At 63.4% G+C, this 18,070-nt stretch carries 19 protein-coding genes; 14 read left to right on the forward strand and 5 right to left on the reverse strand.

The genetic code is table 11. The features are described from left to right. Positions 1 to 45: 45 nt before the first annotated feature. Positions 46 to 1,071, reverse strand: coding sequence for a DMT family transporter (locus IB249_RS24570; RefSeq protein WP_192308343.1), 1,026 nt, complete (start codon positions 1,069 to 1,071; stop codon positions 46 to 48). Between IB249_RS24570 and IB249_RS24575 the strand changes: the two genes are divergently transcribed. The 11 genes from IB249_RS24575 to IB249_RS24625 all read left to right on the forward strand — a co-directional run bounded on the left by IB249_RS24575 (position 1,066) and on the right by IB249_RS24625 (position 12,157). Then, on the forward strand, positions 1,066 to 1,629 hold the full coding sequence (locus IB249_RS24575; RefSeq protein ID WP_192308344.1) for a helix-turn-helix domain-containing protein: 564 nt from the start codon (positions 1,066 to 1,068) through the stop codon (positions 1,627 to 1,629). The two genes, IB249_RS24570 and IB249_RS24575, sit on opposite strands and share 6 nt — an antisense overlap. A 156-nt stretch (positions 1,630 to 1,785) precedes the next feature. Then, positions 1,786 to 2,988, forward strand: a complete 1,203-nt coding sequence (locus tag IB249_RS24580) for an SfnB family sulfur acquisition oxidoreductase (protein WP_192308345.1) — start codon at positions 1,786 to 1,788, stop codon at positions 2,986 to 2,988. Between the two features lie 11 nt (positions 2,989 to 2,999). After that, on the forward strand, positions 3,000 to 3,449 hold the full coding sequence (locus tag IB249_RS24585; protein ID WP_192308346.1) for an acyl-CoA dehydrogenase: 450 nt from the start codon (positions 3,000 to 3,002) through the stop codon (positions 3,447 to 3,449). Then, positions 3,449 to 4,852, forward strand: a complete 1,404-nt coding sequence (locus IB249_RS24590; RefSeq protein WP_192308347.1) for an LLM class flavin-dependent oxidoreductase — start codon at positions 3,449 to 3,451, stop codon at positions 4,850 to 4,852. Before IB249_RS24585 ends, IB249_RS24590 begins: the two co-directional genes overlap by 1 nt. A 101-nt stretch (positions 4,853 to 4,953) precedes the next feature. Beyond that, positions 4,954 to 5,853, forward strand: coding sequence for an AMP-binding protein (locus tag IB249_RS24595; protein ID WP_192308348.1), 900 nt, complete (start codon positions 4,954 to 4,956; stop codon positions 5,851 to 5,853). Then, the gene (locus tag IB249_RS24600) at positions 5,850 to 6,626 is read left to right on the forward strand and encodes an ABC transporter ATP-binding protein (RefSeq protein WP_192308349.1); all 777 of its coding nucleotides are present in this window, start codon (positions 5,850 to 5,852) and stop codon (positions 6,624 to 6,626) included. The genes IB249_RS24595 and IB249_RS24600 overlap by 4 nt, the downstream gene beginning before the upstream one ends. Further along, a complete protein-coding gene (locus IB249_RS24605; protein ID WP_192308350.1) occupies positions 6,626 to 7,507 on the forward strand; it encodes a branched-chain amino acid ABC transporter permease in 882 nt (293 codons plus the stop codon). The genes IB249_RS24600 and IB249_RS24605 overlap by 1 nt, the downstream gene beginning before the upstream one ends. Before the next feature lie 4 nt (positions 7,508 to 7,511). Then, entirely contained in the window at positions 7,512 to 8,561 is a 1,050-nt protein-coding gene (locus IB249_RS24610) for a branched-chain amino acid ABC transporter permease (protein WP_192308351.1), read from the forward strand. A gap of 36 nt (positions 8,562 to 8,597) precedes the next feature. After that, a complete protein-coding gene (locus tag IB249_RS24615) occupies positions 8,598 to 9,938 on the forward strand; it encodes an ABC transporter substrate-binding protein (RefSeq protein WP_192308352.1) in 1,341 nt (446 codons plus the stop codon). A 3-nt stretch (positions 9,939 to 9,941) separates the two neighbouring features. Further along, positions 9,942 to 10,709, forward strand: a complete 768-nt coding sequence (locus IB249_RS24620) for an ABC transporter ATP-binding protein (protein ID WP_192308353.1) — start codon at positions 9,942 to 9,944, stop codon at positions 10,707 to 10,709. 14 nt (positions 10,710 to 10,723) lie between these two features. Further along, positions 10,724 to 12,157 (forward strand): FAD/NAD(P)-binding protein, encoded by a 1,434-nt coding sequence (locus tag IB249_RS24625; protein ID WP_192308354.1) that lies wholly within the window; start codon positions 10,724 to 10,726, stop codon positions 12,155 to 12,157. A gap of 64 nt (positions 12,158 to 12,221) precedes the next feature. Here the strand turns inward: IB249_RS24625 and IB249_RS24630 are convergent, their stop codons facing one another. Together IB249_RS24630 and IB249_RS24635 are read right to left on the reverse strand one after the other, a co-directional pair. Continuing rightward, entirely contained in the window at positions 12,222 to 12,446 is a 225-nt protein-coding gene (locus IB249_RS24630) for a hypothetical protein (RefSeq protein WP_192308355.1), read from the reverse strand. Between the two features lie 235 nt (positions 12,447 to 12,681). Beyond that, a complete protein-coding gene (locus tag IB249_RS24635) occupies positions 12,682 to 13,416 on the reverse strand; it encodes a response regulator (RefSeq protein WP_192308356.1) in 735 nt (244 codons plus the stop codon). Positions 13,417 to 13,601: 185 nt separating this feature from the next. Here IB249_RS24635 and IB249_RS24640 point away from each other — a divergent pair, with 185 nt between their 5' ends. Next, complete coding sequence (locus IB249_RS24640) at positions 13,602 to 13,832, forward strand: DUF2790 domain-containing protein (RefSeq protein WP_192308357.1); 231 nt, start codon at positions 13,602 to 13,604, stop codon at positions 13,830 to 13,832. 73 nt (positions 13,833 to 13,905) lie between these two features. Here the strand turns inward: IB249_RS24640 and ppnN are convergent, their stop codons facing one another. Next, positions 13,906 to 15,279 (reverse strand): nucleotide 5'-monophosphate nucleosidase PpnN, encoded by a 1,374-nt coding sequence (ppnN, locus tag IB249_RS24645; RefSeq protein WP_192308358.1) that lies wholly within the window; start codon positions 15,277 to 15,279, stop codon positions 13,906 to 13,908. A gap of 213 nt (positions 15,280 to 15,492) precedes the next feature. Here ppnN and IB249_RS24650 point away from each other — a divergent pair, with 213 nt between their 5' ends. Both IB249_RS24650 and IB249_RS24655 read left to right on the forward strand, forming a co-directional pair. Beyond that, on the forward strand, positions 15,493 to 16,020 hold the full coding sequence (locus tag IB249_RS24650) for a DUF3087 domain-containing protein (RefSeq protein ID WP_192308359.1): 528 nt from the start codon (positions 15,493 to 15,495) through the stop codon (positions 16,018 to 16,020). Positions 16,021 to 16,076: 56 nt separating this feature from the next. Next, positions 16,077 to 17,654 (forward strand): sensor domain-containing diguanylate cyclase, encoded by a 1,578-nt coding sequence (locus IB249_RS24655; RefSeq protein WP_192308360.1) that lies wholly within the window; start codon positions 16,077 to 16,079, stop codon positions 17,652 to 17,654. Between the two features lie 18 nt (positions 17,655 to 17,672). Here the strand turns inward: IB249_RS24655 and IB249_RS24660 are convergent, their stop codons facing one another. After that, positions 17,673 to 18,065 (reverse strand): DUF2784 domain-containing protein, encoded by a 393-nt coding sequence (locus IB249_RS24660; RefSeq protein ID WP_192308361.1) that lies wholly within the window; start codon positions 18,063 to 18,065, stop codon positions 17,673 to 17,675. Positions 18,066 to 18,070 lie beyond the last annotated feature (5 nt).

Here is an 18,070-nt window from a genome sequence, read left to right on the forward strand (position 1 = left end):
GCCTGCTCGCGATAGCGGTCGGCCAGCCACCGCAGAGGTTTCGGTTCACCCTTGGGTCTCGCGCTCCAACGCCTGCGCCGGCACCGCACCCTTACCCCTGGTCTTCAACTCGCTGACGATCACCGCCGCGACAATCAACCCCGCACCCAGTAGCGCAATGGCCGGCAAGCGTTCCCCGGCAATGCGCCCGACGATCCCGGCCCACACCGGCTCACCGGCATAAATCAAGGTGGCCCGTGTCGGCGAAACACTCTTCTGCGCCCAGTTCATCGCCACCTGGATCGCCGCACTCGCAGCGCCCAGGCCCAGGGCGGTGCACAACAGGAACCAGGAGAAGTCGGGAATGGCTTCATTCGTCGGCACCACCATCAGGAAGGCCAGCACCGAGGTGGTCGCCAGTTGCACCACGGTCACCCGGCGCACATCGACCTGGCCGGCGTAGGTGCTGATCAGGATGATCTCCGCGGCAATCGCGATGGCGCTGATCAGGGTGGCGATTTCACCCGGGCTGAAATGGAACGACGCACCGGCCGGCCCCGACAGCAGCATCAGCCCGGTAAACGCCAGCATGATGCCGATGCTTGGCATCAACCCCGGACGGCGGCCCAGCGCCAGCCATTGCAGCAGGGGCACGAAAGGCACATACAGGGCGGTAATGAACGCTGACTGGCTGCTGGGAATGGTCTGCAAACCCACGGTCTGCAAGCCGTAGCCGAGCATGATCGCCACGCCGATGAAGGCTCCCGCCCTGAGTTCGAACAGGGTCAGGTCACGCAGGTGTCGCCAGGAAAACAGCGAGACGATCATCGCCGCCGCCGCAAAGCGCAGGCCGACGAAGAACATCGGGCCGCTCACCGTCATGGCGTGCTGCACCAGCAGGAAGGTGCCGCCCCAGACCATGGTGATCAGCACCAGCACGCATTCGGCCTTGCTGAACCGTGGAATACGAGGAGAAGCCGGGGAGGTGTTCAACGACGTCATGATCTTGCACGCTACCTGAGGGCGACGCACAATGCGCCGAATGCTGGGCAGTATACTGCTCAGTCCCCTCAAGTGAGCAATATAGTGCACAAAGATTCCATGCAGCGTGCTTCGGTCCTCCAGCACGTCAGTCTGAACGTCCGGCGTCTGCGCCATGCCGCCGACATGAGCCAGACCGCGCTGGCGGAAAAGTCCGGGGTCAGCCGCCGCATGCTGGTGGCCATCGAGGCCGGCGAGAAAAACGTCAGCCTGACCACCCTCGACCGTGTGGCCGAAGCGCTGGAGGTGGCGTTCAGCGACCTGATCCAGGCGCCGGATGCTCGCGACCCCAGCCGGATCAACGAAGTGGCCTGGGCCGGGACCGTCCCCGGCAGCAAGGCGGTATTGCTTTCCAAGGCTTCGGCGACCCGCGAGGTGGAGCAGTGGGAGTGGTGCCTGCAACCGGGGGAAATCTACCCGTCGCAACCGGACGCCGATGGCTGGAGCGAGCAGATCTATGTCTTCGAAGGCTGCCTCACCCTGATGCTGGGCGACACCCCGCACCGGATCGCCGCCGGCGAGTTCTACATGTTTGCCAGCAATCAGCCGCACGCCTATCGCAACGAAGGCGACGTGCCGGCGCGGTTCGTGAGAAACGTGGTGATCTAACTGTTGGCTGGCCAACATTGAATGGACACTTTGCTGGTTTGCTACGACGGTTTTTTCTCGGGTTTATGCTTTAAGTCATTGAAATAAAACACATATAAATTCAGGCATGACTCCTGCAATCGTTCTAGTGCATTCACCGGAACCTGGAGTCGGCCCATGACAGCCTCTGCCCAACCCCCTCGCACCGCCCATGTGATTCGCTCGGATGCCGAGGCGATTGCCGTCGCGCACAAGCTTGCCGCGCGCTTCGCCGTCGAAGCCAGCGAGCGTGATCGCGAACGGCGTCTGCCGGTCGCCGAACTCGACGAGTTTTCCGCCAGCGGCCTCTGGGGCATTACCGTGCCCAAGGCCTACGGGGGCGCCGGCGTGTCTTATGTGACGGTCGCCGAAGTGATCAAGATCATCTCCGCCGCCGACTCATCCCTGGGCCAGATCCCGCAGAACCACCTCGGCGTGCTCGATATTCTGCTGCAGACCGCCAGTGAAGAGCAGAAGCGCTACTACTTCGCCAAGGTGCTGCAGGGTTACCGTTTCGGCAACGCCTTCTCGGAGTCGAAAAGCAAAAACGCCGGGGCCTTCGAGACCCGCATTCGTTTCGACGGTGACACCGCGCAGATCGACGGCGAGAAGTTCTACTGCACCGGTGCCCTGTTCGCGCACATCGTTCCGGCGGTGGCGGTCAACGAACAGAACCAGGCGTTCATCGCATTCATCGAACGTGACAACCCGGGGCTGAGCGTGATCGACAGCTGGGACGGTTTCGGCCAACGCACCACCGCCAGCGGCGGCGTCACCTTGAACGCGGTGAAGGTGCCGCTCAGCGCGGTGATCCCGGCCCACAGGGCCTTCGATGAACCGACTGCGGACGGTCCGATCTCGCAAATCATCCAGGCCGCAGTCGACACCGGCATCGCTGTCGGCGCGCTGGAAGACACCAAGCGCTATGCCCGTGAGTCCCGCCCTTGGATCGACAGCGGGCATGACCATGGCTGGCAGGACCCGTTCAGCATCGCCGCGATTGGCGATCTGGAATGGCGTGTCCACGGCACCGAAGCGATCCTGCGCAAGGCCGGCCAGGCCATCGATGCCGCGCTGCTCGACGCCAATGAAGACACGGTGGCCCACGCATCGGTGGTGGTCGCCCAGGCCAAGGTCCTGTCTGCGGAAATCGCCTTGCTCGCCAGCAGCAAACTGTTCGAACTGGCCGGCACCCGCTCGGTGCTGGGCAAGTACAACCTCGACCGTCACTGGCGCAATGCCCGGACTCACACCCTGCACGATCCGGCGCGCTGGAAATACCACTTGATCGGCAACCACCTGCTCAACGGCGTGAAGCCTGCGCGCCACGCCTGGAACTGAGGAGCCTCGCCATGAATGCCTTGACCCAACCTGTCGCTGTCGTGCAATCGCTGGCCGGCAGTCAGCATGACCTGCACCACGCCCGCAACCTGCTGGAAACGACCCTGGCGTTTGTCCGTCAACAGCCCAACATCACGAAAGATCCCTATGTGATCAGCCGTTTTGGTGACGTGAAGATCCGCATTGAAGTGGCCGCTGCGCTGCTCGAACGTGCCGAGGGTTTGCTCGACCGCCATGAGGAGGCCACCGAAATCAGCGTGGCCGTTGCCGAGTCCGACCTGGCCAGCGCCGAAGCCCTGGCCACGGCGAGCAACGCCGAATTCGAACTGACCGGACGCCGCACGGCCTTGCCCGGTTCACTGCACGATCCGTTGCGCTGGAAGCTGCACCTGATCGGCAACTTCCGTCTCAACGGCATTCATCCCCCCAGTGTCCACCCGTCTGCAAAGGAAGCCGTTTAATGGCCCGCGAAATTCGTCTCAACGCTTTCGACATGAACTGCGTCGGTCATCAGTCACCCGGTTTGTGGGCGCACCCACGGGATCGCTCGTGGCAGTACAAGGACCTGGAGTACTGGACCGACCTGGCGAAAATCCTCGAGCGCGGCAAGTTCGACGGTCTGTTCATCGCCGACGTGCTGGGCATTTATGACGTCTACAACGGCAACGGTGACGCAGCGATCCGCCAGGCGGCCCAGGTGCCGGTCAACGATCCGCTGCAACTGATCCCGCCGATGGCGTTGGTTACCGAGCACTTGGGCTTTGGCCTGACCGCCTCGCTGTCGTTCGAGCACCCGTATCCGTTTGCCCGCCGTCTCTCGACCCTCGATCACCTGACCAAGGGCCGTGCCGGCTGGAACATCGTCACTTCATACCTGGAAAGCGGCGCGAAGAACCTCGGCCAGAAAGCCCAGACCGAGCACGATGCGCGTTACGACTATGCCGAGGAGTACCTGGAGGTTTGCTACAAACTCTGGGAGGGCAGCTGGGAGGAGGGCGCGATCCTGCGCGATCGCGAGCGCCGGATTTTCAGTGACCCGAGCAAGATCCATGAAATCCGCCACGTCGGCAAACACTTCCAGGTGCCGGGCATTCACCTTTGTGAACCCTCGCCGCAGCGCACGCCGGTGCTGTACCAGGCCGGTGCCTCCAGTCGTGGCAAGCAGTTCGCGGCCGAGCACGCCGAGTGTGTGTTTGTCGCGGCGCCGTCGAAAGTGCTGCTGAAGAAGACCGTGGCCGACATCCGCCGCCGCGCCGCCGAGGCCGGGCGCGATCCGTCGAAGATCCTGATTTTCAACTTGCAGACGGTGATCCTGGGCGAAACCGATGCCAAGGCCAAGGCCAAGTTCGAGGAATACAAAAGTTGGGTCAGCTACGAAGGCGCCATGGCCCTGATTTCCGGCTGGACCGGCATCGACTTCAGCCAGTTCAAGCCCGATGAACCGCTCAAGCACGTGCACACCAACGCCATTCAATCGGCGGTGGAAGCGTTCTCCACGGCGGACCCGAACAAAGTCTGGACGCCCCACGAACTGGCCGACTGGGTCGGCATCGGCGGGTTCGGCCCGCTGTTCGTCGGCAGTCCGGAAACCGTTGCCGACCTGCTGCAGGAATGGGTCGAAGAGACCGATGTGGACGGCTTCAACCTGGCGTATGCCCTGACCCACGAAACCTTTATCGATGCCGTGGAGTTGCTGGTGCCGGAGTTGCAGAAGCGCGGGGTGTACAAGACCGAATACGCACCGGGCACCTTGCGCGAGAAGTTGTTCGGCGAGGGCCCACGGTTGGTACAGGGGCATCCCGGGGCGGGGTATCGGGGCCTGGTGGGGTTACGCCAGCAGGAGAGGAAAGTGGTGTCTGCCTGACCGCCATCGCGATCAGGTTCACTCCCACCCGTGACTGTGTTTGACAGATTTCAGCCCAGCGGACCACCGCACGCTTTTTGCCCATGAACAGGAGGTCATCCATGAGCGTGCACGAACTCAAGCGACCGCCGATTGCCGATACCGCGCAATGGCGGGTCAGTGTGCCCAAGGCGCTGGAGCAGTTGCGGCATTGGGCGCAGGTCAGCCCGTTGCAGCCGGCGTTGCGTCACAAGCGCCATGGTCAGTGGTATGCCTGGCGCTGGATCGATGTGTTGCGCGACGTCGAGCGCCTGGCCGATGGTTTGCGCCAGCAGGGGTTCAGCGAGCAATCGCGACTGGCCGTCAGCGGCGCCTTCGAACCCAACCTGTTGCTGCTGGCCCTGGCCGCGCACCAGGCCGGCGGTGAAGTGCTGGCGGTGGCCGACGATCTCGACGCCCAGGCCCTGCACCCCATCCTTTGGCACAGCCAGCCGACCCACGCTTTCGTCCCGCGCCGGCAGACACGGCAGTTGTGGCTCAATCATGGCCAGTCGCTGCTCGACTTCGCCCGCTTGCTCGGCCCGGGCGAACCGCCGCAGCGCCTGCGGCTGGGCCGCCCGGACGCGCAGTGGTGGAGCGAGGAAGGCACGCAATGGCAGGGTGGCCTCACCGTGCTGCTGGAGCAATGGTTGGGCAGCGGGCAATCCCTGGCCTTTCCGGAAAGCCCCGGCAGTGCCAGTCGCGACCGTCGCGAAGTGGCCCCCTCGGGGCTGCTGCTGTCAGCCGGGCGCCTGCAACGGCTGGCGCAGGAGATCGACAGTCGCCTCGCCGCGCCCGGGACCTGGCGTCGGCGTCTGTGCGACTGGGCCATCGCCCATCCGGAAAAAGGCCTGCAACGCCTGATCAAGCAGCGCGTCCGGCGCCTGCTCGGTTTCCAGAACCTGCACGACATCTGGCAAGCCCCACGCACGCCGCCGGTCAATGTCGACCGACTCAACGAATTCAAACGGGACATCGCATGAGCTCGACCGATTTCATTCTGCAAGTCAGCGACATCTCCCTGTCCTTCAAAGGCGTCAAAGCCATCAACCAGCTGTCCTTCGACGTGCGTCGTGGCGAGATCTGCGCGCTGATCGGGCCGAACGGCGCGGGCAAGAGTTCGCTGCTCAATGTGTTGAACGGCGTGTACCGATTCGATGCCGGCTCGATCGTCTTCGAGCAGCAGTCGTTGCGCCGTATCGACCCGTTGAGCGCCGCCCGCCGGGGCATTGGTCGGACGTTCCAGAACAACGCGCTGTTCAAGAAGATGAGCGTGATCGACAACCTGCTGACCGGTCTGTCGCGGCATCTGCGCAGCGGCTTCCTCGAACAGGCCCTGAACCTGCCGCGCGCCCGTCGCGAGGCCGCGGATTTCCGCCAGCAGGCCCAGGGCATTCTCGAATTCCTCGAGCTGCAAGCCTACCGCGATGTGCCGGTGGGCAATCTGTCCTACGGCCTGCAAAAACGCGTGGAGCTGGGCCGCGCCCTGATCGCCGGCCCGCGCCTGTTGCTGCTGGATGAGCCGATGGCCGGGATGAACGCCGAAGAGAAGCAGGACATGGCCCGCTTCATCGCCGACATCAACCGCGAGCTCGGCACCACGGTGGTGTTGATCGAGCACGACATGAGTGTCGTGATGGGGCTGTCCGACCACGTGGTCGTGCTGGATTACGGGCGCAAGGTCGGCGACGGCACGCCCGCAGAAGTGCAGGCCAACCCTGAGGTAATCGCCGCGTATCTGGGAGTGGTGCACTGATGACGTTCTTCTTCGAAACCCTGCTCGGCGGTTTGCTCGCCGGGACCATGTACTCGCTGGTCGCCATCGGCTTCGTGCTGATCTACAAGGCCAGCGGCGTGTTCAATTTTGCCCAGGGCGCGATGTTGCTGTTCGCCGCGCTAACCTTCGTCAGCCTGCACGATCAGGGCGTGCCCTTCATTCTGGCGCTGCTGCTGACGGTGCTGGTGATGATCGTCGGCGCCTTGTTGATCGAGCGGCTGGTGCTGCGGCCGCTGGTCAATCGGTCGCAGATCACCCTGTTCATGGCCACGCTCGGTCTGTCGTTCATCATCGAAGGGCTGGCCCAGGGCCTGATGGGCTCGCAAGTGCGGGCGCTGGACCTGGGCATCGACGACGTGCCGGTGTTCATCGGCGCGATGATGGTCAGCCAGTTCGACCTGATCGCCGCCGCAGCCGCCATCGTTCTGGTGACGGTGCTGGCACTGCTGTTCAACAAGACCCGCATTGGCGTGTCGTTGCGGGCGGTGGCGGACGACACCACGGCGGCGTTGTCGATCGGCATCAACCTCAACCGCATCTGGCAGATCGTCTGGGCGGTGGCCGGGATCGTCGGCCTGGTCGCGGGCCTGCTCTGGGGGGCGCGCCAGGGCGTGCAGTTTTCCCTGTCGCTGGTGGTACTCAAGGCCCTGCCAGTGTTGATCATCGGCGGCTTCACCTCGATTGGCGGGGCGATTGTCGGCGGGTTGATCGTCGGCGCGGCGGAGAACCTCGCCGAGGTGTACGTCGGCCCGTTGATCGGTGGCGGCATCACCCCGTGGTTCGCCTACGTCCTGGCCCTGGCCTTCCTGTACATCCGTCCCGCCGGCCTGTTCGGCGAGCGCGCCATCGAGCGAGTCTGAAACCATGTCGATCTCCCTTACCCGTGAAACCGCGCCGACCTTGCTGGTGCAGCGCCGCGTTCCATTCGCACTGATCGCGCTGTTGCTGATGGCCTACGTGGTCGTGCCACTGACCGGCAACGATTATTGGCTGAACGCCATCCTGATCCCGTTTCTGGTGCTGTCCCTGGCCGGCCTCGGCCTCAATCTGCTCACCGGCTACACCGGCCAGACTTCGGTCGGCGCGGCCGGGTTCATGGCGGTCGGCGCGTTCGCCACCTATGGCTTTCTGTTGCGCTTGCCGGAGCTCGGGCTGCCGCTGGCGTTGCTCGGCGGCGGGCTGATCAGCGCCGTGGTGGGCTACGTCTTCGGTCTGCCGAGCTCGCGGATCAAAGGCTTTTACCTGATGGTCACCACGCTGGCGGCGCAGTTTTTCCTGGAGTGGCTGTTCGTCAAGTTTCCCTGGTTTTACAACTACGGTTCGTCCGGGACCATTTCTGCGCCGAAACTGGCGCTGTTCGGTCATGACCTGAGCACGCCGCTGGGCCGGTATCTGCTGACCCTGAGCACCGTGCTGTTGTTGACCTGGGTGGCGCTGAACCTGGTGAAAAGCCAGGTCGGTCGCAACTGGATGGCGATCCGCGACATGGACACCGCCGCTGCCGTGATCGGCATTCCGGTGGTGCGCTACAAGCACCTGGCGTTCGCGGTCAGCTCGTTCTACCTGGGCATCGCCGGGGCACTGTGGGCCTTCGCCTACCTGGGCACGGCCAGTGCCAGCAGTTTCGACATCAATCGTTCGTTCCAGATCCTGTTCATCATCATTATCGGTGGCATGGGCAGCATCGCCGGCAACTTCGTCGGCGCCGCGTTCATCAGCCTGCTGCCGATCCTGCTCAGCCACGCCGGCCAGGCCTTTTTCGGCGGTGCGGTGGATGCCGGGCAATTGCAGAACCTGCAAAAAATCATCTTCGGCGCGCTGATCATCCTGTTCCTGATCAAGGAGCCGGAAGGCCTGATCCGCCTGCTGGGCAATCTTCGCGAACGGCTGGGCCACTGGCCGCTGCGCTTCTGAATCCATTCCACTCCCTCCCACTATTAGAGAGACACCATGCGTGCAACCTTGAAACGTTCCTTGCTCGGCGCAGCCCTGACGCTGGCGGTTTTCAGCAGTGCGGTGCCGGTGGTCCAGGCTTCGCCGGACCAGCAGTTCTTCCCGTTGGCCACCTACCGCGTGGGCGCCTATGCCTCAAGCGGCGTGCAGGTGTGGGCGGGGATGATCGATTACCTGAACTACATCAACGAGGTGGAGGGCGGCATCAACGGCGTGAAGCTGGTCTGGCAGGAATGCGAGACCGAGTGGACGGCGGAGAAGGGCATCGAGTGCTATGAGCGCTTCAAGAAAGGCCTGGATGGCGCGCCGGTGGCGGTCTACCAACCCAACGGCGCACCGGCGGCCTATGCCCTGAGCGAGCGCGCGGAGGTCGACAAGATCCCGTTGATCACCCTCGGCTATGGCCGCACCGAGGCCACCGACGGCACGGTGTTTCCCTACAACTTCCCGGTGATGCTGACCTTCTACAGCGAGGCGTCGAGCCTGATCAACTACATCGCCCAGCGCGAGGGTGGTTTCGACAAGCTCAAGGGCAAGAAGATCGCCACGGTCTACCACGACTCGGCCTACGGTCGTGAAACCCTCGGCCCGCTGAAGCTGCTGGCGGAAAAATACGGTTTCGAGAACATCCAGATTCCGGTGGCCGATCCGGGCAACGAACAGTCGGCGCAATGGCGGCAGATTCGCCAGGTCAACCCGGACTGGGTGTTCCTGCGCACCTGGGGCGTGTCGACGCCGGTGGCGGTCAAGACCGCAGCGCGTTTCGGCTTCCCGGTGGACCATATCGTCGGCGACATCTGGGCCAGCTCCAGCGAAGACGTGTTGCCGGCCGGTGCCGCCGCCAAGGGGTATCTGGCGCTCACGCCATACCCGGCCGGGACCGATTTCGAGATCCACAAACGCCTCAGGCAGTCCATCCTCGACAAGGGCAAGAGCGACCTCAAGGACCTGAAGAACTTCGGCAGCGTCTACTACAACTCCGGGCTGGTGAACGCGGCGGTGGCGGTGGAAGCGATCCGTACCGCCCAGGGCAAGTTCGGCAAGCGACCGCTCAATGGTGAAGAAGGGCGCTGGGGCCTGGAGCACCTGAACATCGACGACGCCCGCCTCAAGGACATGGGTTACTTCGGCCTGATGCAGAACCTCAAGTTGTCGTGCAAGGACCACGAAGGTGGCGGTTCGGCGCGGGTTCAGCAGTGGGATGGCGCCAACTGGACGCTGATCAGCGACTGGATCGCCGCCGATCGTGCCCTGCTGCGGCCGTTGATCGATGAAAAATCCGCCGCGTTCGCCAAGGAAAAAGGCCTGACGCCACGCACCTGCAACGGAGACGAATAACCCATGGGCCAGACTGCCAGCGACCTTGCCGCCGACGAGCTGCTGCACGTCGACGATATCGAAGTGATCTACGACGGCGCGATCCTGGCCGTGGCCGGCGTGTCGCTGACGGTGCCCAAGGGCGGCATCGTCGCCCTGCTGGGGGCCAACGGCGCGGGAAAAAGCACCACGCTCAAGGCCATTTCCGGCCTGGTACGGGCCGAGCGGGCGCAGGTCAGTCGCGGAACCATCCGGTTTCTCGGCCAGGACACGGCGGCTGTCGACCCCAGTGCGCGGGTGCGCCAGGGCATGGTGCATGTGCTCGAAGGCCGGCACGTGTTCCCCCAACTGACGGTCGAAGACAACCTGCGCAGCGGCGGTTTCGTGCGTGGCTTGAGCCGTCAGGACCTGGCCCGCGACCTGGAGCGCATCTACGCCTGGTTCCCGCGCCTGAAGACCAAGCGCAAGACCCAGGCCGGGCTGACCTCCGGCGGCGAGCAGCAGATGGTCGCCATCGGTCGGGCGCTGATGACGCGTCCTACTTTGGTACTGCTCGATGAACCCTCCATGGGTTTGGCGCCTATCATCGTCCAGGAGATCTTCGAGATCGTCGCCCAGCTCAATCGTGAGGCGCAGGTGAGCTTCCTGATTGCCGAGCAAAACATTAACGTGGCACTCAAGTACGCGTCGCAGGCCTACGTGCTCGACACCGGCCGGGTGGTGCTGTCCGGCAGCAGCGAGGCGTTGCTGGCGCGGGGCGACCTGCATGACTTTTACCTGGGTAAACACTGATCATAGAGAGCGCCATGACTGAAATCCCACGCGGACAGGCGACAGACGTCATCCGCCACGCAGACATTCTGATCATCGGCGGCGGCCTCAGCGGCGCGATGCTCGCGGCGCAGTTGCTGCGCCTGCCCGGCAAGCGCTCGCTGTTGGTGATCGAGCCCCGACCCGAACTCGGTCGTGGCGAGGCCTACAGCGCGGTCGAACTGGGCCACACCCTGAACGGCAACGCGGCCCGCATGAGCGTCGACCCGGACAATGCCGACGACCTGACCCAATGGCTGACCGACTACATTGCCGCCGGCGGCTGGCCGGAGTCCGACGAACAGCACGTACCGGTCAGCGAACTGTTTCCGCCCCGCGGGATCTTCGGCCTGTACGTGCAGCAGCGCCTGGCCGAGGCGCAGGCGGTGGGGGCCTTGCAGGGCTCGACCGTCGAGCATGTGCGGGCCGAAGTGGTGGACCTGGAGTCTTTGGATGACGCGGTGCGCCTGCACCTGAGTGATGGCCAGCGATTGCAGGGCGCGTATGCGGTGCTGGCGACGGGCATGTTCCCCGCTGCGCGTACACCGCAGACCGAGTCCAGCGGCTTGAACGCCGCGGCGCTCGATCCCTGGGACGTGGCGGCAATGCGTCAGCTGGACCCGCAAGCCACGGTGCTGATCATCGGCTCCGGGCTGACCATGGTCGATGCCGTGGTGTCGCTGGAGCAGGCCGGTCATCGCGGGCCGATCGAGGTGTTTTCCCGGCACGGCCTGTTGCCGCACGTGCGCCGGCAACCGCCGGCCTGGGTGGATTTTCTTGCCCAGGACCACAGCCTTCGCACACCGCGCCAACTGCTGCGCGAACTGCGCCGGCAGTGTCGGCAGGCGATCGCCCAGGGCATCGACTGGCAGGCGCCGCTCGACACCGTGCGGGTGCACATCGGCCGTTTATGGCACCAGGCGACGGACGTGCAGCGTCGGCAGTTCGTGCGACACGTGCGGCCGTGGTGGGAAAGCCATCACCATCGCTCGCCGCCGTTGAGTGCCGAGCTGGTGGCGCGCCTGCATGGTGAAGGGCGGCTGCGCATTCAGGCCGCGTCGTTCAAGGGATTGGAGCCGGCTTCGGGGTCGGACGTCGGCATTCGCATTCGTCGCCGTGGCGAGGCTGAAACGGAGGTCGTGCGTGGCGCGGCGTTGATCAATTCCAGCGGTATCGAATACGACTGGCGGCGGGTGGCGCGGGCGCTGCCCCGGCAGTTGCTGGCACGCGGGCTGATAACTCCCGGGCCGCTGGCGTTGGGGATTGCGGCGGCGGTGGACGGCGCGGTACACGATGCCAATGGCCAGGTCGCCCGTCGGCTGTTCGCCATGGGCCCGCCATTGCGTGGGATGTGGTGGGAGAGTACGGCGGTAACGGATGTGGCGCTTCAGGCCAAGGCGCTGGCGGCTCGCCTGGCCGGCCGGCCTTGAACGGAAAACCCCGCAGGGATCGACTCGCTGCGGGGTTTTCTTTCAAGCGACATACGCCGGTGACTCAGTAGCGCTGATACTTCGAACCGAACTCGGGACGGTTTTCAGCCACGTACAGCTTGCTTGCCTGGCTGTCTTTCGAATCGACTTTCACGGTGTTCACGTTCAACGTGGCCGGTTGGCTGACTTCAGCTGCCGCGACGACTTGCGAAGTGGCGTGGGGCGCCGCGATGGCGGAAGTCGCGCCGAGAACCGAAAGGGCGAAACCAAGACCGATAATGCTTTTCATGATGTTGCTCCAGAAGGGTGGGGAGAAGATGTGTCCACTCTAGTGCTGGAGCTTTTCGATGTGAAAACACCCTGAGGCATAGTCGTTATCGAAGACAATGATTCGGCACCTGACCGGTGACTGATCTGTAGGAGCGAGCTTGCTCGCGAAGAACATCAACGATAACGCCGGCTAATGGATGCTCGCCGTGTCTGGGCGTTCCTCGCGAGCAAACTCGCTCCTGCCGTTTCACGGATCAGGCGCCCAGCATCTCCACCGGGTAGGAAAACACATAGCCTTCATTGCGCACGGTCTTGATGTAGGTCGATTCCCGGGAATCGTCCATCAGGCGCTGGCGCAGGCGGCTGACCAGCAGGTCGATGGAGCGATCGAACAGGTCGGCGTCGCGACCCTGGGTCAGGTTCAGCAACTGGTCGCGGCTGAGCACCCGTTGCGGGTGATCGAGAAACACCCGCAACAAGCGATATTCGGCGCCGCTGAGGGCGACCATGGTGTCGTCTTCGTCCAGCAGGTGCCGGGCGGTGGTGTCCAGGCGCCAGCGACCGAAGCCGAGCATCCGCCCGCTTTCGGTGATCAACAGGTTGGGCGGCAGCATCCGGGTACGGCGCAACACGGCGTTGATTCGCGCCAGCAGTTCGCGGGCGGCGAAAGGCTTGGTCAGGTAATCGTCGGCGCCCATTTCCAGGCCGAGAATCCGGTCGGTTTCGTCGTTGCGCGCGGTGAGCATCAGGATCGGCGTGGCTTTGTGTTTGCCCGAGCGCAATTCGCGGCACAGCAACAGGCCGTCGTCACCGGGCATCATGATGTCGAGCACGATCAGGTCGACCTGATTGGCTTCCAGAAAACTGCGCATCTGCCGCCCGTCCGCCACCACCGTGGTGCGCAGGCCGTTCTTCTTCAGGTAATTGCCGACCAGCTCGCGAATCTCGCGATCATCGTCGACGATCAGGATGTGGTTCACATGCTCCATCTCTCATGCCTCTTGTTATTCGCTTGCTGCGCATCCCGGTGAGTGTATCGAAGTGTATCCAGCGCCGTCTGTGACACCTTAGCGTGTACAAAGCCCGGTTTTACGACACAGGGCAGATACCTCGGGTCGATTAAATAGATTCCCAAGGGGCGAGATGACTCGCTCCAAACCCTGAGGACACCACCATGAACTGGACCAAACTCGCTGCTGCCGGCTTTTTCGCCCTGCTTAACGTCGCTGCCGTTTCCGCTCACGCCGACACCCGGCTGGACGTAAAGAAGGTGATTTCCACGGTCGAACAGGGCGGCAGCCACTGCGGGATCGTCAACGCGCGGATGACCTACCTCGATTCCAACGGTGTGCAGAAAGTGCTCGACTACAGCAAGTTTGGCGAGTGCGCCAATCAGGGCAGCTGATGGCGCAGCTCACGCCGACACCCTCTACCGTGGGAACGAGCGGGCTTGCTCCCACGGTGCGCTGTCGGCGGGGTTAAGCCACCACGCGATAACACGGCACATACGCCGCGCCGCCCGGCAGTTTCATCCGGTGCTGGGCCACGAATGCCTTGAGCAACTGGTCCAGAGGCTGCATCACCTGCGCGTCGCCACGAATCTGATAGGGGCCGTGCTCTTCGATCAGGCGGATGCCGTTGTCCTTGACGTTGCCGGCGACGATGCCCGAGAACGCGCGGCGCAGGTTGGCCGCCAGTTCGTGCGGAGGCAGGTCGCGGCTCAGTTTCAGGTTGGCCATGTTCTCGTGGGTCGGATCGAACGGGCGCTGGAAGCCTTCGTCGATCTTCAGCAGCCAGTTGAAATGGAACGCATCGTTGCGCTCGCGACGGAACTGTTTCACCGCCTTGAGCCCGGCCGTCATCTGCCGCGCGACCTGCGCCGGGTCGTCGATGATGATTTCGTAATGTTGTTTTGCCGCGTCGCCCAGGGTGGCGCCGACGAACGCGTCCAGTTGTTCCAGGTACGGTGCGGCATGTTTTGGCCCGGTGAGGATCACCGGGAACGGCAGGCCCTGGTTGTCCGGGTGCATCAGGATGCCGAGCAGGTACAGGAACTCTTCGGCCGTGCCCGCGCCGCCGGGGAAGATGATGATGCCGTGGCCCACGCGCACGAAGGCTTCCAGGCGTTTTTCGATGTCCGGCAGGATCACCAGTTCGTTGACGATCGGGTTCGGCGCTTCGGCGGCAATGATCCCCGGCTCGGTCAGGCCGAGGTAGCGCCCGCCGTGGATACGTTGCTTGGCATGGGCGATGGTCGCGCCTTTCATCGGGCCTTTCATCACGCCGGGGCCGCAACCGGTGCAGATGTCGAGGCTGCGCAGGCCCAGTTCATGCCCGACCTTCTTGGTGTACTTGTATTCTTCGGTGTTGATCGAGTGACCACCCCAGCACACCACGATTTTCGGCTCGACACCGGGGCGCAGGGTGCGGGCGTTGCGCAGCAGGTGGAAAACGTAGTCGCTGATGCCCTGGGAGGAGCTGAGGTCGATGCGCTGGGCGTCCAGTTCATTCTCGGTGTAGACGATGTCACGCAGGGCGCTGAAGAGCATTTCCCGGGTGCTCGCAATCATTTCGCCATCCACGAAGGCATCGGCCGGGGCGTTCAGCAGTTCCAGGCGCACGCCGCGGTCCTGCTGGTGAATGCGGATTTCGAAGTCCTTGTAGGCTTCGAGGATGGTCTTGGCGTTGTCGACATGGGCGCCGGTGTTGAGGATGGCCAGGGCGCACTGGCGGAAGAGGGCGTAGGTGCTGCCGGATCCGGCTTCGCTCAGTTGATGGACTTCACGTTGGGAGAGGGTTTCAAGGCTGCCTTTCGGACTGACCGAGGCATTGATTACTTGTCGTTGGGCCATTCAAAAATCCTTAAATCGATGTCATGCGCCGGTGACGCCTGGCAGTCGAATAACTATGTATCCACACAAGAAGATGGCACGAACCGCGTTGTATCGCCACGTTGCCCTTTGACGATGAAAAGATGAAAAGGAGCCCCAGCATAGCTAAATCCTTCGCAGAGGCGATAATGCCCCGCAGACTTTTTGTCCATGCCCTCGAGGAAGCCCGTCGCGATGTTCGAAATACAGCCGCAAAACCCGGAAACCTATCGCCGCCAGACCCGCCGCAGCACGATCATCATCGCTCTGCTTTTCATCGCCCTGGCGATGGTGCTGTCGACGGCGGCGGTGGCGATATTCGGCGAACCCGGTGGCGACAACTTTCGTTTCAATGTTGGCGGTGTGTTCGTCGCCGTGCTGTTGATGGCGGCGCTGATGCGCGGCACATTCTGGAAGCAGGCCTGGATGGCTCCGGCGGTCTATGGCTGGCAGCTCAAACGCAGCCTGATGAGTGTCACCAACGTCATGCACCACGTGACGGCGGCGGTGGCCAAGGACGATCCGGGCGCCATGAAGCTGCTGCGTTTCTATCATCTGGGGCTGGAGCAGATGCACCAGCTCGACGGCAACTCCAGTGATCACAGCCAGCTGATACGCGAGATGGACCAGCACAAGGCACGGATGGAAGCGCTGGGCCTCGACACGCAGCAGACGCAGTTGAATCCGGCGTGGCTGGAAGCGCTAAAACAGCCCGCCCCGTAAGCGTTTGTCAGCACGATCAGGACCAATCGCCACTCATTACAATAAAAAGGAGCGTCATGGGCCCCCCGTCCATCGAAGAAGGAATCGAACACGCCGGTCGTGGCACGCCACCGACCACCCGGTCCGCCGTGACCAGGCTCAAGGTGCGTTCCGTGGTGATTTTGCTGGTGGCGGTGTGCCTGTCCATGAGCGCCATTGTGATCTGGGAGGCCTGGAACTCGCGCCAGTACCATCTGCGCGACAAGGAAGTGGCGATGTCCAACCTTGCGCAGACCCTGGCCTCGCAGGCGCAGGCAACGATCAAGCAGGCCGACACCCTGCTGTTTTCGCTGGTGGAACGCCTCGAGTACGAACCCCTGGACGCCGTGGGGCTGGCGCACCTCGAGCGCCTGCTCAGTGCCCAGCGAAGTGAGTTGCGTCAGTTGCACGGCCTGTTCGTCTATGACGAAACCGGGCGCTGGGTGGCCAATTCCAATGGCGCCGTCATGCCGGACGCCAACAACGCCGACCGGGAGTATTTCATCTTCCACCGCGATCACCCCGACCGCGGACCGCACATCGGTCCGTCGATCAAGAGCCGTTCCAGTGGCGAATGGATCATGACCGTGTCACGCCGCATCAATCATGCCGACGGCCGTTTTGCCGGTGTGGTCCTGGCCACCATTTACCTCGATCATTTCCTGTCGCTGTACGACAGCATCGACATGGGCCGCAATGGTGTGATCAACCTGATCACCGACGACGCCAGAATCGTGGTTCGCCGGCCCTTCAAGGAATCGGAGGTCGGCACCAGCATTGCCAAAGGCCCGTTGTTCCAACAGTTGCTGCCGACGGGCGACGCCGGAACCGCCACCGTCAAATCGATGGTCGATGGCGTCGAGCGGGTCGTGGGGTTTCGTCGGGTCGACGGCTACCCGCTGATCGTCTTTGCCGCACTCAACAAGGACGAAGTGCTGGCCGGCTGGCGCGAGGTGTCGCTGCTCAGCGCCGCAATCGTTGCGGTGTTGCTGGGGTTTATCGGGGTGTTGGGTTATCGCCTGATCGGCCTGATGAAGCGCCAGAACCGCGTGCAGAACGATTTGCTCGACGCCCAGGACAAGCTGCTCGAGGTCAATCGCGGCTTGAAGCTGCTGGCCCTGGAAGACGCGCTGACGGGGCTGTCCAACCGGCGCCAGTTCGACCTGTTCATCCACGCGGAAATGGACCGCGCCCGGCGCGTTCAGTCGGGCCTGGCGATACTGATGATCGATGTCGATCATTTCAAACCGTTCAACGACCAGTACGGCCATGTCGCCGGCGACGAGTGCCTGCGGCGTATCAGCGCCATCATTACGCAGCACATCGAGTGTCCCGGAGGCCTGGCGGCCCGGTACGGCGGCGAAGAGTTCGCGGTGGTGTTGCCCGGGACCGACTATGTCGGGGCGTTCCTGCTGGGGGAGAACATTCGCCACGCGGTGTTGCAGGCCGGTATCTGTCACAGCGGCCGGGCCGATGGCGTGGTGACCGTCAGCCTCGGGGTCGCGGCCTTCGATCCGGCGTCCCAGGCCCAACCGGACGATCTGATCCACGCGGCGGACAAAGCGCTGTACGTGGCCAAGGCCAGTGGCCGGAACATGAGCGTCATCGCCAATTAGCTGATCGGTGACCGGGGTTCAATCACTGAGGCGACCAACGGTGGCTCGCCCGGATCTCCAGCGCCGGAACAGCCGGACATACACCATCAGGTTGATCGCCAGCACCAGGCTGCCCAGGCCCAACTGAATCGTCGGGGTCAAGCCGACGGGGTAGATCACCGGCCACACGTAATGCTCGATGAAACCACCGCCATAGCCGGTCTGCCCGGCCGCGTGGCGCATCAGGTTTTCCCACTGGGTCAACGGGCAGACCAGGTGCAACATTTCCACTGCCACGCCCCACGCGGCGGCCGGCAGGTGCATCAGGACCATGCGCCGCCATTTGAGGGCCAGCAACCCGCCGAACAGCACGAACAGGATGAACAGCAGGTGAAACAGCACCAGCCCGTCGGCGGCGATTCGATAAAACATGGTGG

Source organism: Pseudomonas sp. PDM04, from assembly GCF_014851765.1.
Taxonomy (GTDB): Bacteria; Pseudomonadota; Gammaproteobacteria; order Pseudomonadales; family Pseudomonadaceae; genus Aquipseudomonas.

Coding starts and splice junctions, on each gene's coding strand:
- IB249_RS24580 (WP_192308345.1), top strand. CDS start 1,786: ATGACAGCCTCTGCCCAACCCCCTCGCACCGCCCATGTGATTCGCTCG.
- IB249_RS24585 (WP_192308346.1), top strand. CDS start 3,000: ATGAATGCCTTGACCCAACCTGTCGCTGTCGTGCAATCGCTGGCCGGC.
- IB249_RS24590 (WP_192308347.1), top strand. CDS start 3,449: ATGGCCCGCGAAATTCGTCTCAACGCTTTCGACATGAACTGCGTCGGT.
- IB249_RS24595 (WP_192308348.1), top strand. CDS start 4,954: ATGAGCGTGCACGAACTCAAGCGACCGCCGATTGCCGATACCGCGCAA.
- IB249_RS24600 (WP_192308349.1), top strand. CDS start 5,850: ATGAGCTCGACCGATTTCATTCTGCAAGTCAGCGACATCTCCCTGTCC.
- IB249_RS24605 (WP_192308350.1), top strand. CDS start 6,626: ATGACGTTCTTCTTCGAAACCCTGCTCGGCGGTTTGCTCGCCGGGACC.
- IB249_RS24610 (WP_192308351.1), top strand. CDS start 7,512: ATGTCGATCTCCCTTACCCGTGAAACCGCGCCGACCTTGCTGGTGCAG.
- IB249_RS24615 (WP_192308352.1), top strand. CDS start 8,598: ATGCGTGCAACCTTGAAACGTTCCTTGCTCGGCGCAGCCCTGACGCTG.
- IB249_RS24620 (WP_192308353.1), top strand. CDS start 9,942: ATGGGCCAGACTGCCAGCGACCTTGCCGCCGACGAGCTGCTGCACGTC.
- IB249_RS24625 (WP_192308354.1), top strand. CDS start 10,724: ATGACTGAAATCCCACGCGGACAGGCGACAGACGTCATCCGCCACGCA.
- IB249_RS24630 (WP_192308355.1), bottom strand. CDS start 12,446: ATGAAAAGCATTATCGGTCTTGGTTTCGCCCTTTCGGTTCTCGGCGCG.
- IB249_RS24635 (WP_192308356.1), bottom strand. CDS start 13,416: ATGGAGCATGTGAACCACATCCTGATCGTCGACGATGATCGCGAGATT.
- IB249_RS24640 (WP_192308357.1), top strand. CDS start 13,602: ATGAACTGGACCAAACTCGCTGCTGCCGGCTTTTTCGCCCTGCTTAAC.
- ppnN (WP_192308358.1), bottom strand. CDS start 15,279: ATGGCCCAACGACAAGTAATCAATGCCTCGGTCAGTCCGAAAGGCAGC.
- IB249_RS24650 (WP_192308359.1), top strand. CDS start 15,493: ATGTTCGAAATACAGCCGCAAAACCCGGAAACCTATCGCCGCCAGACC.
- IB249_RS24655 (WP_192308360.1), top strand. CDS start 16,077: ATGGGCCCCCCGTCCATCGAAGAAGGAATCGAACACGCCGGTCGTGGC.
- IB249_RS24660 (WP_192308361.1), bottom strand. CDS start 18,065: ATGTTTTATCGAATCGCCGCCGACGGGCTGGTGCTGTTTCACCTGCTG.